The following is a 17,104-nucleotide window of genomic DNA, read 5'->3' as shown; positions in this document are numbered from 1 at the left end:
CCCGTGCTTATTTTTGGAATGGCCAAACTGTTTCTGATCCCACGAGTTCTGGACTCGTGGGTTTTCGTTTTACTCACCGAGGATTTCACACGGACTCCGAGATGGACCTGCAACCGATTACGCGCGAAGGATATGAAAAGATTCGTGAAGAGATTCGCCACCTCGAAGATGTGGTGATGCCTCAGATCGCTGAAAATATCGCCGACGCGCGCGCTGAGGGTGATCTGAAAGAAAACGCCGAATATCACGGCCAGCGCGAAGAGCAAGGTCGTGTTCAAGCAAAGATCAACTCGCTGAAATCGAAGCTGGCCAGCTGCTATGTCGTCGACAAGGCCGACATGCCCAAAGGACAGGTCACCTTCGGTTCGACGGTCACGATCAAGGATCTCGATCTCGATGAGGAAGAGACCTACGAATTCGTCGGCCCTGGCGAAGAAGACTACGATGGCCCGGTGATGAAGATTCTGACCACCAGCCCGATCGCTCAGGCCCTGACGGGTAAGAAGGTCGGGGATCAGGTCGAAATCGCCCTCCCCCGCGGCAGCATGAAAGTCGAAGTGGTCAAGATTGTCGACCACGGAGCCTGACATCGCGAATCTCCTGACGCTGTCAAACTTCGAGGCCCTCGTGATTGAGGGCCTTGAAGCATTTCTGGACGACCGTTTAGCCGGCGATTGTGCTCTGCTCCGGACCGGGATAACTTGACCCTGCTGAAATGCGTGTCGGGCCACTCCGGACGAACCCATCGATTCTGAAGAACGAAGTCTGGCGACGCAACATTTTACAACACCTTGAGCTTTTCCGGGCAAAGATGCGTTGTGATTCAGCATGCGTTCCATGACTTTCATTCAGAGCGGGGCAGGCGATGTCAATTGGAAATTCAGGGCTATCTTCCAAGCACAGTTCAGGCACGCGGGTTGGTCCAATCACGGGAGATAAAGCAACCCAGAGCCTTTTCTCCGACACCAGAACCTCGCATCTTCCGGGGAAGGGAACAGCTGGCGGTGTTCGCAGCCCATCTCCAATTCCTGGTCCAATGTGCCTGCTCTTCGGCATCCTGCTTTTCTGCTGCGGATGGTCGAATGTTCAAGGAGCCACCCGTCCTAACATCGTGTTGATTCTGGCTGACGATCTCGGTCAGGAATGCCTGGGCTGCTATGGAGCGGCGAGCTATCGCACTCCCCATCTGGACCAACTCGCTCACAACGGTGCCCGGTTTACACATTGCTATTCGCAGCCGCTCTGCACTCCCAGCCGCGTTCAACTGCTGACGGGGAAATACAACTATCGCAACTACACCGCCTGGGCAGCGCTCCCCCCCGGCGAACGGACATTTGCTCAGGAACTCAGGCAGGCGGGCTATCGCACCGGGATTACCGGAAAATGGCAACTCGATGGCTGGAAGGGGACAGGGGGCCAAAGTCCGCACGAGGCAGGCTTCGATGCGTTCCGGCTCTGGCACCTCCACGTGGAAGGTCGTCAGATTCACGCAGGCAGCGGACATGCCAACGCCGATTTCGCGGAACGTGATTCGGCCAACGGAGAGATTCGCGTCCTCAAAGCAGAAGACCAGTACGGCCCCGATCTCTGCGTGGAGTTTCTCATCGATTTCATAACGAAAGCGCACGGCAGTGGCCAGCCGTTCCTCGCCTACTATCCGATGATCCTGCCTCACGCTCCTTACCAGCCGACGCCACAAAGCCCTGAGTGGAAGACTCCTTCCCAGCGGACAGAAACCGATCCGCGATACTTCAAGGGCATGGTCGAACTCATGGACCGCAACGTGGGACGCGTTGTGGACAGACTCGATGCACTGGGAATTCGTGAGCAGACTCTCATCCTGTTTCTCGGCGATAACGGCACCGGCGTCGGCATCACCTCGCAGTTGGCTTCAGGCGAGCAGATCGCGGGCGAAAAAGGCTTTCCGACTGACGGTGGAACCCACGTTCCGCTCATCGTGAACTGGAAGGGAACCATTTCCCCCGGACAGGTGTGCGAGGAACTGGTCGACCTCACCGATTTTTTCCCGACTCTGCTGGAGGCAGCCGGCCTCGCCCCCTCGGAAGCATCAGACGCGAGTCCCCTCGATGGCCAAAGCATTCTTCCACCGCTGCTCGGAACACCGCACACGCCACGTGAATCGGTGCTGATTGCCTACACGCATCCGGGCATCGGCCACCGACCTGTTCCCCGTTCGATCGCCGCCCGAAATCAACGCTTCAAGCTCTACTCGTTCTACGAATTCCATCCCGGAAAAGGTCAAACATCGGCAGTGCAAACCGGAAACCTGTACGACATTCAGAACGATCCGCTTGAGAAATCTCCACTCGCTGCGGATCGCTTCCCCGAGATCCGCGCGCTGCTGCAGAAGGCGCTCGCTCGCGTTCCGTTGCCGGAACCTGCGCCAGAAAAATGAGCGGAGTAAGTCGCCCGAAGAACACATCAGGGTCGGCCACGTAATGGATCACGAGCCTTCGTGAGCGTCGGCGGTTTTCTGATACGCCCTCGCAAGTGCTGGAAGCACCGGCTTGCCCGCCGAGCTTTTCTTTATCCTCTTGACAGAACATACCTCGCGGGTCTACATATATACCTAGGCGTGCAATGCATTAGTTCGGAGAGACCTGGAGATGGATACAAAACTCCTCGCGGGAACAATCGAAATGCTGATGCTGGAGGTCGTGTCACAAGGCCCCAGCTATGGCTATGAAATTGTGCAGACAGTCCTCAACCGATCGGGAGGGCACTTCGAGCTGAAGGAGGGGAGCCTGTATCCGGCTCTTCACCGGTTGGAGCGCCAGAAGACACTCGAATCGTACTGGACCGAAATCGACGGTCGACGGCGCAAGTACTATCGCATTACAGCTGCGGGCAGGAAGGCATTACAGGCCAAGCGGACCGAATGGCAGGCCTTTTCCGGCGCCGTCGATGGTGTGCTCGGCTTGCAATACGGATTGAGCTGAGTCGTTGGAGCGAGTTCGGGCAGGATTTCATTGCGGTTTGATTGGGCATCCACAGCAAGTGGCGAGGGCATGACACCAGACTCGTTCGATGACCTGGCTACTGATTTTCCGGACCCCCGCGACGGGGAACCGGCCTCGTTGCGGCAGGACATTCATGATGAGTTGGCAGACCATCTGCAATGCTCGCTGGAGCGGGAGCAGTTTCGCACCCAGGATCTGGGTTCTGCCCGACAAAAGGTCATTACGAAATTCGGCAACGTCAACCAGATCGCCAACCGCCTGTGGTGGGATGCGATGCAGGAGACCATCATGAGTCAACGCATTACGTATCTGCTGGCTGGGATCATGACCGTCGCTATGCTGGCGGCCTGCACCCTGATCTGGCAATCACAGCAACGAGCCAGTGAGTTTCAGGCAGCCATGCTCGCTGACCAGAAGGCATTCCTGACTGGTTTAGTGGAAAAGATGCCTGCTCCCGCTGTGGCACCAGTTCCGGTGGAAGAGAAATCCGCCACACCCTCAGACTGGGGAAAGGTGATCGTCAAGCTGGTCGATCCGGAGGGATTGCCGGTTCAGGGAGAAGTGACGTTGTCTGCTGGAGGATCCGTTCCACCAGACTCGCCCGCCACGTCAGTCTCACGAGTCGCGGAATATCCTCCTGGGCTGTCCGCGACTGCACAGTCGAACTCGGAAGGGATCGCAGATCTAGGCCTGTTCCGCTTCGGCGCCTACCGGCTCTTCGTCAATGTCATGATTCCGTTACCCGATCAAAGTACCGTCCGATTCGCGATGGAAAAGAACTTCTCTAATCGGCCTGAAAACGGGACCTTCACGATTGTCTGCCCCAAAACAGTCCCCACAGAAACCGTTGAAATCAGCCTGACACCTCCGCCGGACTTTCAACGAAAAGAGCTGGGCTTCGCAGTGTTGCTTCAACTCCACAATGCCATCGAAATCGGAAACGAGCAGTGGTGGCAAACGACTAGCCAATGCCAATTCCGCTTTGATGAGCATGGGAAAGTCGAGGGGGATCATAACGGGGCTGAGGATCAGGGGACCTCGCCGGGAACCGCCCTGGCGGTCCTGCCTGTCGCGGACACTTCGGAGCTGAGTCTGCAGATTCAATTTTTCAAAACAGAGGGCGACAATCCTCAACTTCGGGATTTCAAGTACATAAAGTCGTATCTGTTCCGGCCCGGCAAGCCCCTCAAGATGAATTTTGATGAATCGTCTGACCTATGGAAACAGGCCAGAAAAGAGGGTTATGTGCCGCGAACTTTTGAGCTGCAGGCGATCAAGGATGACGAAGGATCTTCACCCGCAGCAGGACTTCCCGTTTTTTATAACGGGGGTGTCAAGAAAGAACTCGAGTCCGATGCAGCCTATAACGCACTGTTCAAAGACGGTGATCGCGGTGAATTCATCACCGATGCCAGTGGAAAGGCACAGGTCGAGTTCCCTCTCCCGTCCAGCAACCAGATCCTGTTCGGAGTCGAGATGCCCTGGGGGGAATACCTTGCATGGAAGGTCAAATGGGATAGTGCGGGGCGGGCATCATCAGTCATGGCGGAAAAACTTGTCGTGCCGACCGAACCTCCACAACCGGCGGAGGTGACTTTTCAAATCGATATCCCCAAGGAACTCCAGAGTGAGCCCCTTTACTATTTGATCGATCTTGAGAAGAGAGGCAGAACCGTGGGAGGGCGAAGCTGGAATCCGAGGAAAAATGATCCCGTCAAGCAAAGTCAACTGCTGGTCGGACGAGATGGGAGCATCATTGCCGACGTGGGAAGAAGTTCCCTCCGTGCAGTTGAGGGGCAAACGGTCATCGAATTCAATCCCATCCAGGCTCCCCGAATCACGAGCGGCGATTATCAAATCATGAATATCACTGCCGCTCGACCTCTTTCAACTGGACAAGGGATCTCCCCAGGCGAGAGGAATGTGCGATTAATCCCTGTGGTCCTCAACTTCGAAATTTTGGAAGACTCCGGCGCATTCACGGCGACTGCCGATAAGCCATATATCTGAAAACTGGCTCTACCGGAAATCATCTGGCTGAATGAAATGTACCGGTTGAAGTCCTTGAATCCTGACACCCCCACCGCGAGTCGCTGAAACAGGGAAGCCCTACGGCGATGCGGATGGATTCACATTCGTTGGCTTCCCCTGAAAGGCAGTCTACAATGGCAGTTTGTTGACCAAACTCTTTCTTCAGCAGCCTGCCATCGTGTCGAACCTCCAGTCGCCTGCCCAACTTGGTTTTCGCATGCCCGCCGAATGGGAACCCCAGGAAGCGGTCTGGCTCTCATGGCCGCACAAAGAGGAATCGTGGCCCGGAGCGTTTGAGCCGGTGCCGGCCATCTTCGGCGAGCTGGCCCGGCACATCACGGACTCGCAGCTGGTGCGGATCAACGTCTCGGGGCCGGAAATGCAGGCTGCCACTGAAGCGGTGCTGCGCGCTGCCGGGGCCCGCCTGGACCGGGTCCGGTTTCATCACAACCCGACCAACGATGCCTGGGTCCGCGATCATGGACCGATCTATGTGGTGCGTGACCGGAATGGCCGGACGGAACGAGCCCTCACGAAATGGGGCTACAACGCCTGGGGGGACAAGTATCCTCCTTATGATCTCGACAACGAAGTCCCCGGCAGAATTGCCCGCGAGTTCGACGAGCCGATCTTCAACGGCGGCATGATCCTTGAGGGGGGCTCGATCGACGTCAACGGGGCAGGGCTGCTGCTGACCAGCGAAGCCTGCCTGCTGAACCCCAACCGGAATCCCCAGCTGTCGAAGGCGGAAATCGAACTGCGGCTTCAGGATTATCTGGGCGTCGGCAAAATTCTCTGGCTGGGCGATGGAATCATCGGCGATGACACCGATGGGCACATCGATGACATCACGCGGTTCGTCGGACCCCGGACGATCGTCACCGCCATCGAAGAAGACACCACAGACGAGAACCACCAGCCGCTGCAGGAAAATCTGGAACGCCTGCAGACGTTGACCGATCTGGACGGCCGACCGTTTGAGATCGTCACGATCCCCATGCCCGAACCGGTCTACTTCGACGATGACGGCGAAGCAGTTCGTCTCCCGGCCAGTTACGCCAACTTCCTGATCATCAACACCAAGGTGCTGGTGCCGGTGTATGGGGGGAAGCGCGATGCGGAAGCGCTGCGGACTCTCTCCCGGCTGTTTCCGGGCAGGGAGGTCGTCGGTATCAACTGCCGCGATCTGGTCTGGGGGCTGGGGGCGATCCACTGTGTCACCCAGCAGCAGCCATCAGGTGTGCCCGCGCGGATTTGAGGGGCGACTGCGGTCACCTGACGAATCCGGGGACAATCCGCTAGACTCGTTCTCTGACAACCGGGCCTGACGACAGGCTGCAGGCTGTTCAACAGATGACCGGTCGATCGCACACGCAAGTCGACCTCAATCGCAGGGCAGGGGCAATCCGCAGACAGGCAGACGACATTCAGCCCACTGCAATTTGTGTCCGTCAACTACGGGGCAGACGATGAAGGTCAGAAGTGGTGGCGGCTGGAAGGCCATTGCATACACCTTTCGCATGGCCAATCGGGTCGGCTGGTGGAAGCTCTGGAAGGCAATGCGGTCCAAGAACACCTGCAAGACCTGCGCTCTTGGGATGGGGGGCGTCACCGGAGGAATGGTGAACGAAGGGGGACACTTCCCCGAGGTCTGCAAGAAATCATTTCAGGCAATGGTTTCGGATATGCAGGCCGGGATCACGCCCGAATTCATCGCCCGCTACGGCTTCAACGAACTCCGCTCGCTGACCCCCAAGCAGCTCGAAGATTGTGGCCGTATCGTCTTCCCCATGTATGCGGGGCCGGGCGACACAAATTATCGGGAAATCTCGTGGGACGAGGCGATCGGAAAGCTGACGGACAAGCTCCGCAGCTCCGGCCCGGAGCACAGCTTCTTTTATGCGAGTGGTCGTTCTTCGAATGAAGCGGGATTCCTGCTGCAGCTGTTCTCGCGACTGTTCGGCACCAACTACGTCAACAACTGCTCATTTTACTGCCATCAGGCGAGCGGCGTCGGGCTCGCCAGCGCTGTCGGCAGCGGCACCGGTACGATCAGGCTCGAAGATCTGAACGGCTGCGATCTTTACATCCTGATTGGAGGCAACCCCGCATCGAATCATCCGCGCCTGATGCGCTCACTGATGGAAATCCGCCGACGCGGCGGGCACGTGGTGGTCGTGAACCCGATTCGAGAAGTCGGCCTGACGAACTTCAGCGTCCCCAGTGACGTCCGCAGCCTGCTCTTCGGTTCGGAAATCGCCAGCCTTTATCTGCAGCCGCAGATCGGTGGTGATATCGCGCTGCTGACCGGCGTGGCCAAGCTTCTCCTGGAACGCAACGGAGCGAATCGCGAATTTATCGAGTCGGCCACCGAAGGCTTCGACGAATTTGTCGCCACCGTGAGACAGGCGACGTGGGAGGAGATTGAAAGGCGATCGGGTGTGGCGAAGCGGGAGATCGAAGAACTCGCCAACCTTTACCAGCAGGCGAAAAATGTGATCTTCGGCTGGACGATGGGGATCACGCATCACCTGCACGGTGTGGAGAATGTGCAGATGATCGCGAACCTCGCATTGCTCCGTGGCATGGTGGGCAAACCGAACGCGGGCTTCATGCCGATTCGTGGCCACAGCAATGTGCAGGGGATCGGCAGTGTCGGGGTCACACCGACGCTGAAGCTTTCGTTGCTGAAGCGATTCGAAGAACGGCTGGGCGTCCCGATGCCGAAGACTCCCGGTCTCGACACGATGGCCTGCATGGATGCCGCCGACCGGGGGGAGATGCAGACCGCTCTCTGCCTGGGCGGAAACCTGTTCGGTTCGAACCCGGATGCGACGTATGCCGAGCAGGCCTTACGCAAGCTCGACATGATTGCTTACATGTCGACGACGTTGAACACGACGCATGCCTGGGGACGGGCCAAAGAGACGTTGATCTTCCCCGTGCGGCCCCGCGATGAAGAAGAGCAGCCGACCACGCAGGAATCGATGTTCAGCTTCGTGCGGCTGAGCGAAGGGGGACCTGCCCGGTTTTCCGGCCCGCGCAGCGAAGTCTCACTGCTGACGGAAATTGCCCGGCGCGTGCTGGGTGAAGATGGGCCTGTGAACTGGAAAGAGCTGGAAAGCCATCAGGCGATTCGGGAACTGATCGCCGACATGATTCCGGGTTTGGAACCGATTCGCGACATCGGGAAGACGAAACAGGAGTTTCATATCCCCGGACGGTCTCTGCCGACACCGACGTTTCCGACACCCTCCGGGAAAGCAAAATTTCACGCAGTCTCAATCCCCGCTGCGGTGGAACTGGGACCGAACCAGTTGCGGCTGATGACGATTCGCAGTGAAGGGCAGTTCAACACGGTCGTGTATGAGACGGAAGACCTGTACCGCAACCAGACCCGCCGCGACATCATTCTGATGAGTCCGAAAGACATGGAGCGCATGGGGCTGGTGGAAGACCAGCCGGTCCGGCTTTGGAATTCGACCGGAGAAATGCGATTGCAGCGGGTCCGGCCATATGACATTCATCCGGGGAACGCAGCGATGTATTGCCCCGAGTCGAACGTGCTGATCCCCCGGGCGGTCGATCCGGTCTCGAAGACGCCGGCGTTCAAGTCGATCGTCATCAACATTGAGGCGGAAGCGGGCGTACTCGCCACCGCCTCAGATCATTGAAACCCCCATCGCGTTTCCGAATCCGAAACGTATCAGAGCCCGAAGCGTCAGCGAGGGCTGCCCGTCATTCGCCCCACCGCTATTGCCGCGCCGTGCGAATCACACGGTGAAAATGGAGCTCGACTTCACGATCGATCACACGTCGAACCGCTTCGGAAAGACATCGCGGCTCGTTATCGGTTTCGCCGAGTCGAAGAATCTCAGGGAGCGGAGTTCCCGGTGTCACCGTGAACGTCGACTGATGAATGATCTGATTGCCGGCGTCCAGTTCGGGGACAATGAAGTGGACCGTCGCCCCGTAAGTCAGCATGTGATGCCCATAGGCATCATGATAAGGACGGAACCCCGGAAACGAGGGGAGCAGGCCGTGGTGGAGATTCAGGATTCTCCCCCCCGCAAACTCCCAGCAGAGCCGGGGTGGAAGGATGCGCATGTACCGCGCTAACACCACATAGTCGACTTCGTATTCATCGAGCAGCTGCACAAAGCGGGTGTCGTCAGGATCCCCCTGAGCGTTGCCGATGTTGTGAAAGTCGACGCCGAACTGCTCCGCGACGCCGCGACAGGAGTTGCGGTTTCCGATCACGACCGCAGGGGTCGCCCGCAGCCGCTTGTCCCGGATATCGCGGAGGATCGCCAGCGGCGGTTCCGGTCGATAGGTGGTGCAGAGTGCAATCCGGGGAGGACGGGCATGCTCATCGCGGGACCAGACCCGAATCGTCAACCCCTTTTGAGAGCCGATCTCGGTCATGCGTGCTCGGAGTGAGGCGACCGGTTCCGAATCGGCCGGCCATTCCATCCGCAGCAGCATCGCGAACAGCTGCTCGGAATCGCGATCGTACATCTGGATTTCGTGGATGTTGGCGCCCGACTGCGTCACCGTATGCACGATCGGATCCGCCAGTCCTTTGTGATCCGGTCCGACGGCAGTGATAATGACCTGCATGGCAACTCGCTTCAGTTCAAGTTGAACGATCGGAAGCTCAGCCCTCACTGACGTTTCGGGCTCTGAATCACCGGCGACCTATTCAGCGCTCTTTTTGGCTTTCTTCTTCGCCGCTTTCTTCTTGGCGGCGGCCTTCTTCTTGGGAGCCGCATCGTCGGCAGCGGCCTTTTTCCTGGCGGCCCCCTTCTTTGTCTTCTTGCCGCCCCCCTTGGCTTCACGCTCAGCCAGCAACTGAACCGCCTGTTCCAGCGTGACTGTCTGCGGATCGGTCTCCTTGGGAATCGTGGCGTTCAGTTTGCCACACTTCACGTAAGGACCATAGCGTCCTTCGAAAATGGCGACCGGCTTTTCCTCCGTCGGGTGGCTGCCCAGTTCCTTGAGCGGCGTCGCACCGCCACGGCCTTTGACTTCCTTCAGGAGTTCGACGGCACGATCGAGTCCGATCGTCAACACATCGTCTTCCTTGCCAAGCGATTTGTACCGCCCGGCATGCTGGACATAGGGCCCGAATCGTCCCACTCCCGCATTGATGACCTTGTTGTCTTCCGGGTGATGCCCCAGTCGCCGCGGGAGCCCCAGCAGCTGAATGGCCTTGTCCAAATCGACATCCGTGGGATCCAGCGTTTTGGGAATTGAGACCCGCTTCGGTTTCGGGCCCCCTTCCTGAACTTCACCCAGCTGCAGATAGGGGCCAAACGGCCCAGACAGGAGAAAGATGGGAAGTCCATCTTCCGGATGCATCCCCAGAGACTGTGGCCCCTGCTTTTTCAGCTGGATCAGTTTCTGGGCGAGTTCATTATTCAGATCGGCCGGTGAAATGTCTTCCGGCAGAGAAGCGTTGACCACTTCTCCCCCATCTTCCATTTCCAGATAGGGGCCATAGCGACCGACCCGGACCGCCGGCGCTAACCCTTCCAGTTTCAGGGTACAGGCATCGCGGGGGTCAATCGATTCCTTTTTGGACTCGACCTGCTGGTTCAGCCCCTCGTCACCGTTATAGAAATTCTCGAGGTAGGGGAGCCGCTGAGCTTCCCCATTTGAGATATCGTCCAGCGACTGCTCCATCTGGGCGGTGAACTGCGTATCGACCAGCTTGGGGAAGTACGTTTCCAGCAGTCGGGTGACTGCCAGAGCTGTGAACGTGGGGATCAGCTGATTGCTGGCCTTGCGCACATAGCCCCGATCCTGAATCGTGCTGATGATGCTCGCATAGGTACTCGGCCGACCGACCCCTTCCTGTTCCAGCTTGCGAATGAGCGTCGCTTCGGTGTAGCGGGCGGGGGGCTTGGTTTCATGCGACAGGGCATCGACTTCAGAGCAGTCGACCGACTGTCCTTCCTGCATTTCCGGCAGCACGGCATCCTGATCTTCCAGCGCTGCTTCCGGATCATCCGAACCTTCGACATACGCCCGGAAGTAACCGGGGAATTCCACTTTTCGCCCCGTGGCCCGGAACTCGGCGTCGCCGACAGCCAACGTCACGGTGTCAAACCGCAACTGGGCATCGGCCATTTGCGTTGAGATGGTCCGCTTCCAGATCATGTCGTACAGGCGGGCCTCCCGACCTGACAGTCCGAGTTCGTCGGCGGTTTTCATGTCGGTACCGGCCGGACGAATGGCTTCGTGAGCTTCCTGCGCGTTCTTCGTCTTGTTGGTGTACTGTCGCGGCTGTGGACTGAGGAATGTTGAGGTGTAGCTGTTCTCGATGCGGGACCGCACGGCGGTGATCGCTTCCTGCGACAACGACACGCTGTCGGTACGCATGTAGGTGATATTCCCGTCTTCATACAGCCGCTGGGCGACCTGCATGGTTTCCCGGGCGCTGAGGCCGAGTTTGCGATTGGCCTCCTGCTGCAGCGTACTCGTGGTGAACGGCGCGGGGGGCTTGCGGGTCTGCTGACGATGTTCGACGCCAGCGACTTTCCAGCTTCCGGCTTTCAGCCGGGCCTGCAGTTCGCGGGCGGTCGCTTCACCCAGCAACAGCACGTTGGCCCCGTCCTGAATGCGACCGGTCGCCTCATCGAAGTCCTTGCCGGTTGCAACACGCTGGCCATTGACGGTCGTCAGCTGCGCGGTGAATCCTTCACCGGCTTTGGTCTGTAGATTGGCCTTGAGGTCCCAGTAGGTTCCGCTGCGGAAAGCGAGCCGTTCGAGTTCGCGCTGCACGAGAATCCGGACTGCCACGCTCTGCACGCGGCCAGCCGACAACCCCCGCCGGATTTTAGTCCACAGCAGCGGTGAGAGGGTGTATCCGTAGAGGCGGTCCAGAATACGGCGGGTCTCCTGAGCTTCGACCAGATTCATGTCGAGCTGCCGCGTATTCTTTAAAGCATCGGTAATCGCCTTCTTGGTGATTTCCGAGAAGGTCATCCGTTTGACGGGAACCTTCGGCTGCAGGATGTCGACCAGATGCCAGCCAATGCTTTCGCCTTCACGGTCTTCGTCGGTCGCGACGATGAGTTCGTCGACCTGTTTCAGGGAATCTTTGAGCTCTTTGACCGTCTTCTTCTTTTCGGGCGAGATGATGTAGAGCGGTTCGAAGGCCTTTCCCACATTCACCCCCAGGCGGGTCCAGGACTCGGCTTTGAGTTCCTGGGGAATGTCGGCCGCCTTTTCGGGGAGGTCACGGACGTGTCCCATGCTCGCCAGAACTTCGTAATCGCCTCCCAAAAAACCTGCAATTTTGCGGGCTTTAAACGGAGATTCGACGATGACCAGTCCTTTTTTCTTCTTCTGCGTGCTCACCATCCGACCAATCGATCTTGCTGAATTCCCGCCACGGCGAGCGGTTGAGCGTCCCTGTTAGACCGCTCGAAACTCTCTGAACGACGACAATTGCGTCACACAATCCCCTGCTGTCACTAGGCTTGCCACTATCACCCCCCCGGTTAAAATGGGGCGCCGCGGAATGGGAAAGTTCCCCACTTTTCCAGTTTTTTCCTGATTGTCGATCCGGAAAAAGCAAGCTGCCTCGGCGTGACCGCGAGATGTCATTAAGAGATGATTCGCGGAATTGTCAAGAGTCCATTGTGAGAGCGGTGGATTTCTGCAGCGTCCCGAACATGACTTTTTCGGCGACGGATGTTCGGTCGGCGGGGACGGTTTCTGCATTAATCAAAGGAACAGGGATGAGTTCACCGTTTACAGTATTTCGGCGATACGACCGGGTTTTCATGGTGGTCGTCACCGGCCTGGCGTTGCTGACCTTTGTTCTTGGGGACGCGGTCTCTGACCCCAGCCGGATGAACACCAAGATGATCGTGCTGTTTCTGGCAGCTTCGGTCGGTGTTGTCGCCTGGCTTTCGGGCATGGGGAAGGGCAAGGGAACCGAATGGGGCCTCTCTGGTGCACTCATCGGTGCCGCTGTGGGTCTGGTGATCACATATTACACGCGTGAACCCAGCGTCATTTACATGCAGGGAGGAAACCTCTCTGCCGCCGAGGTCTCTCAGCTGCGCCGGCAACGCCACGTCGCCAATCAGTTCATGCAGCTGGCGTTTCATGAATCGGCCGGCGACAACCAGTTCGATTACTATTACCACCTCCCTCGTTACCTCTTCAGTTTCGGCTCGCGGAACGGTGAAGTCTCTGATGAAGAAATCGCTCTTGGTGAAGTTCTTCGCCGGGAAGCCGATAAATTGGGAATTGTCGTTACAGAAGAAGCGGTGATCGAGTATTTGAATGAGCTGACCCGGCAGCAGTTGACGGCCGAACAGTTCACCAAGGTCCGCAAGCAGATGCGGGTTCCGGAATCGGAAATTCTGGCCGACCTCCGCAACGAACTGAAAGCCCGCCGCGCACTTGAATTGCTCTATTCCCGAAATTTGGTCACTCCCGAAACCCTGTGGGAATTCTACAAACAGCTGAACGTTCGCCAGTCCGTGGAAGTGGCGGCTGTCCCGGTGAACGACTTCGTCGATTCTTCGATCGAACCTTCTCCGGCGGAACTGCAGGCCCTCTTCGAACAGTACCGAACGAACTTCCCGGGGCGGACTCCGGAAGGTCGGATCGCTGAAGGACAACCCGGCTTCGTTCAGCCGCACCGCGTGCAGATCGGTTACTTCGAAGCGACCGCCGATGACGTCAAGGATCAACTCGGTGAAGTGACCGAGGAAGAGATCCAGAAGCTGTACGAGGATCGCTTCCTCCGGGCTGTGCCGACCACGGAAGATCACTTGAAGAATCTGCAGCTGGACGGACCGGAACTGACACCTCCGGCGACTCCGGAAAAGTCTCCGGCCATGGAAGCTCCGTCTGCTGACGAGGCTCCTGCCAACCCGGAGGCCAAAGAAGACGCCAAACCCGCTGCAGATGCCCCGAAGACAGAGAAAACGGAATCCGCCCCGGCGACTGAGAAGCAGGAGAAAACACCTGCTGCAGAAGAGCCGAAAGCAGAACCGGCTCCTGCCGAGAAGGAGACTTCATTTATCCCGAACTTTGAGCAGCTGATCCCCGTTGCCTTCGTACAGAACGAGACGGTGGAAGAAAAACCGGCAACAGACGCAGCAGCGCCGGCCGCCGCTGAGCCGGGTGTCCCCGCGCCGAAATCGGATGACCCGGTCAAGCCTGCGGATGCATCGCAGCCTGCAGAGCCCGCGAAGGCCGAAGCACCCAAGGGGGAGGCCGCTCCCGCAACTCCTCCCGAGCCCAAGATGGAAGCCAAACCGGCCGCAGAAGCACCCGCTGCCGACGCTCCCGCTGCCGGAGAGAAGATGCCCGCTGCGGAAAAAGCGGGAGCTCCAGCTCTCGGGACCCCCGAGAATCCGCTGCCGTTGACGCCCCCCCCCGCACCGACCAGCAATGTTCCGCCGCTCGACGACGCGCTCAAGGCGCAGCTGCGCGAACAGATTCTGGAACAGCGGGCACGGGCCGAAGTGCAAAAGCGGATTGAAGCCGCCAAGGCCTACATGTCCTCGATCAGCGAAAAACTGAACCTGCTCGAAGGAAATCCGGAACGACTGAAGCCGGAAGATGTCCAGAAGAAGATGGAAGAGTACGCCAAGGAACATGGCCTGACCTACGAGGTCACGCCGCTCCTGTCGTACGAGACCCTGACGAACTCGGAAGATTTCCCCATTGGCCGGGCCTTCACACGCTCCGCGACCATCGCCACCGAACAGGTTCCGGACACGATTTTCCGGTCGGCTCCCGAAGAACTGTACGTTCCCCGCGAAGCATCCAGCCTGTTTACCAATAGCGGCTTTGCGTTCTGGAAGGTGCAGGACCGGGCGGATTACGCTCCCATCACCATCGACGACGAGCCGGAAATCCGGGAACAGGTCATCAAGGCGTGGCGACTCCAGAAAGCAGAGCCGAACGCGAAAGCCCGTGCTGAAGAACTGGCCAAGCTGGTCCGCGAAAGCGACAAGCCGATGACGGATGCCTTGTCCAATTCCACCGTCACCGGGAAAGAAGGGGCTCTGTTCCTCACCGTTCGTGAGACGCCCGAGTTCACCTGGATGCAGCGTCCGCTGACTGCTCCCAACAACTTCATGCAGCAGCAGCCGGTACGGGAATCCGTCATCCCGGGCCTGACCGACATTGGCAACCGGTTCTTTGAAACTGTCTTCAACAAGATGAAAGTGGGGGACGTCTCTGTCGTTCCCAACAAGGACAACACCATCTATTACGTCGTGAAGGTGAAGAACCGCACTCCTGGAACGCCGGAGCAACTGGAGGCGGCCCGGGCCGAATTCCTGAAGGAAGGGATGCAGCCCAACTACACGTCAATGATGAACAACACCCTGGCAAACCACAGTTACAACATCACCAACTCGCTGTTTCAGCAATACAAAGTGCTGATCCCCTCTCAGACACAGAGCGAAGAAATGTAACCTGCCGGATTGCCCCTCCGCGGTCGTCGGTGCAGCTGTGCGAATCCGGTGGCTGCACGACAATTTGAGAGGACATCCTGTGTGATCTCCCGGAAATCCCGCTCGTCCTGATGTGATGATCATGAGACGATCGGGATTTCGCTTTTGAAAGGCCGAAATTGCCCGCCGGAATAATCCGTTGCAAATACGGGAGCAATGCCAATCACGAGGATGACCGTATCACAGTTCCTGCCTTCAACACTCCCTGGTCTGACGACCAAACCGGGACGACCCTCCCCGGTTTTTCAAGGATGCCTGCCATGCGTTTCAGTTGCTGCCTGGTCCTCTTTCTGCTGTGTGGAACAGCGGCCCTCTCTGCTCAAGATCCCGCCACTCCCAAAACCTGGGCACAGCTGATGGAGCAGCAGAAAAAGCTCTTCCAGAGGCTGGAACAGATCCAGATGCAGGCCCCGCAGGCCAAGCCCGAGGAACAGGCCAAGCTGGTGGCCGAGTTTCAGCAGATTGTCAAAGACGTCACCACGGACCTGTTTCCCCAGATCGAAAAACAGCTTCCGGCAGCAATCACAGCCAATCCTCAGGATGAAGAAACCGGGATTATCGCCGACGACGTCATGCAGCTGATGTTCGCCCAGAACCGCTTTGAAGACTGTCAGAAGCTGGCAGATCTGGTGCGTGAGAAGCGGCCGCAGGACAAATTTGCTGTCAACTTTGCCGGGATCTGCCGCTTCGCCAACCAGCAGTTTCCGGAAGCGGCCGCCGTACTGAACGAAGCCAAAGAGAAGAATCAGCTCATTAACGAGCTCGGAGGTCGTTACCTCGAACCGGCCAATCAGTATGTGGAATTCTGGAAGGCGGAAGAAGGAATTCGCCAACAGGAAGCCGCTGCCGCTGCAGACCAGCAACTCCCTCGCGTGCTGTTGACCACCTCGCAGGGAAATGTCGAACTCGAGCTGTTCGAGAACGAAGCTCCCAACACGGTGGCCAACTTCATCAACCTTGTCGACAAGGGATTCTACAACGGCCTCCGTTTTCACCGCGTCATTCCCGACTTCATGATTCAGGGGGGCTGCCCTAACAGTCGCAACGAGAACTCCCCTCTCGCCGGGACCGGGGGACCAGGCTACCACATCAAGTGCGAGTCATCGGCTCCGAATGCCCGTCGGCATTTTTCCGGATCACTCAGCATGGCCCACGCCGGCAAAGACACCGGCGGCTCGCAGTTCTTCATTACACACCTGCCGACTCCCCATCTCGATCGCCCGAATCCGAACGCACACACCGTCTTTGGCCGTGTTGTCTCGGGACTCGATGTGGTTCGTAAAATGCAGCCCAACGACAGCATCATCTCCGCCAAGGTCGAACGGAAACGGGCTCATGAGTACACCCCCGTCACCATTCCCGATCCCGATCAGCCGGGCGTTGCTCCGGTCGGGAAGTAGCCCGCGCAGCGCGATGTTTCCCCTCCCGCACGACAAGTGTTGCGTGTACTGAATTGCGGACTGCAGCTCCGCGGAATGGGGCGACTCGAGAGCCACAATGTCCTCAATGAGTGTTGCAATCGCCGCACGCCGGCATTCGTCAAGAACGCATGCCGGCTTCTGCGAGGTGAAAATGGTTCGACGTCGAACTGACAGTGAC

10 protein-coding genes are annotated in these 17,104 nt (G+C 58.2%); 8 read left to right on the top strand and 2 right to left on the bottom strand.

Going from position 1 to position 17,104, the window contains the following annotated elements; translation table 11 throughout:
* The first annotated feature begins 101 nt into the window (after positions 1-101).
* The 6 genes from greA (at position 102) to SH664x_RS05230 (ending at position 8,686) form a co-directional block, all read left to right on the top strand.
* Complete coding sequence (gene greA, locus SH664x_RS05255; protein ID WP_437205653.1) at positions 102-587, top strand: transcription elongation factor GreA; 486 nt, start codon at positions 102-104, stop codon at positions 585-587.
* 524 nt (positions 588-1,111) lie between these two features.
* Positions 1,112-2,416: a sulfatase-like hydrolase/transferase gene (locus tag SH664x_RS05250; protein ID WP_437205651.1), complete on the top strand. Its 1,305-nt coding sequence runs from the start codon at positions 1,112-1,114 to the stop codon at positions 2,414-2,416.
* Positions 2,417-2,627: 211 nt separating this feature from the next.
* Entirely contained in the window at positions 2,628-2,960 is a 333-nt protein-coding gene (locus SH664x_RS05245; protein ID WP_437205649.1) for a PadR family transcriptional regulator, read from the top strand.
* A gap of 69 nt (positions 2,961-3,029) precedes the next feature.
* Positions 3,030-4,991, top strand: a complete 1,962-nt coding sequence (locus SH664x_RS05240) for a hypothetical protein (RefSeq protein ID WP_437205647.1) — start codon at positions 3,030-3,032, stop codon at positions 4,989-4,991.
* A gap of 238 nt (positions 4,992-5,229) precedes the next feature.
* Positions 5,230-6,270, top strand: a complete 1,041-nt coding sequence (locus SH664x_RS05235; protein ID WP_437205645.1) for an agmatine deiminase family protein — start codon at positions 5,230-5,232, stop codon at positions 6,268-6,270.
* A gap of 211 nt (positions 6,271-6,481) precedes the next feature.
* Positions 6,482-8,686 carry an FdhF/YdeP family oxidoreductase gene (locus SH664x_RS05230; RefSeq protein WP_437205643.1) on the top strand — a complete coding sequence of 735 codons (2,205 nt, stop codon included), beginning with the start codon at positions 6,482-6,484 and terminating at the stop codon, positions 8,684-8,686.
* 79 nt (positions 8,687-8,765) lie between these two features.
* On the opposite strand, the gene SH664x_RS05225 is transcribed toward SH664x_RS05230, so the two are convergent.
* Both SH664x_RS05225 and topA read right to left on the bottom strand, forming a co-directional pair.
* Entirely contained in the window at positions 8,766-9,632 is an 867-nt protein-coding gene (locus tag SH664x_RS05225) for a formyltetrahydrofolate deformylase (RefSeq protein ID WP_437205642.1), read from the bottom strand.
* 78 nt (positions 9,633-9,710) lie between these two features.
* Entirely contained in the window at positions 9,711-12,380 is a 2,670-nt protein-coding gene (topA, locus tag SH664x_RS05220; protein WP_437205640.1) for a type I DNA topoisomerase, read from the bottom strand.
* Positions 12,381-12,760: 380 nt separating this feature from the next.
* On the opposite strand from topA, the gene SH664x_RS05215 reads away from it, so the two are divergent.
* Both SH664x_RS05215 and SH664x_RS05210 read left to right on the top strand, forming a co-directional pair.
* Positions 12,761-15,466, top strand: coding sequence for a hypothetical protein (locus SH664x_RS05215; protein ID WP_437205638.1), 2,706 nt, complete (start codon positions 12,761-12,763; stop codon positions 15,464-15,466).
* Between the two features lie 911 nt (positions 15,467-16,377).
* The gene (locus tag SH664x_RS05210) at positions 16,378-16,905 is read left to right on the top strand and encodes a peptidylprolyl isomerase (RefSeq protein ID WP_437207184.1); all 528 of its coding nucleotides are present in this window, start codon (positions 16,378-16,380) and stop codon (positions 16,903-16,905) included.
* Positions 16,906-17,104: the final 199 nt, after the last annotated feature.

This window comes from Planctomicrobium aquicomposti, from assembly GCF_051466325.1.
Taxonomy (GTDB): domain Bacteria; phylum Planctomycetota; class Planctomycetia; order Planctomycetales; family Planctomycetaceae; genus Planctomicrobium.
The sequence above is the reverse complement of the archived record's forward strand: the minus strand, read 5'-3'. Positions and strand labels throughout refer to the sequence as shown.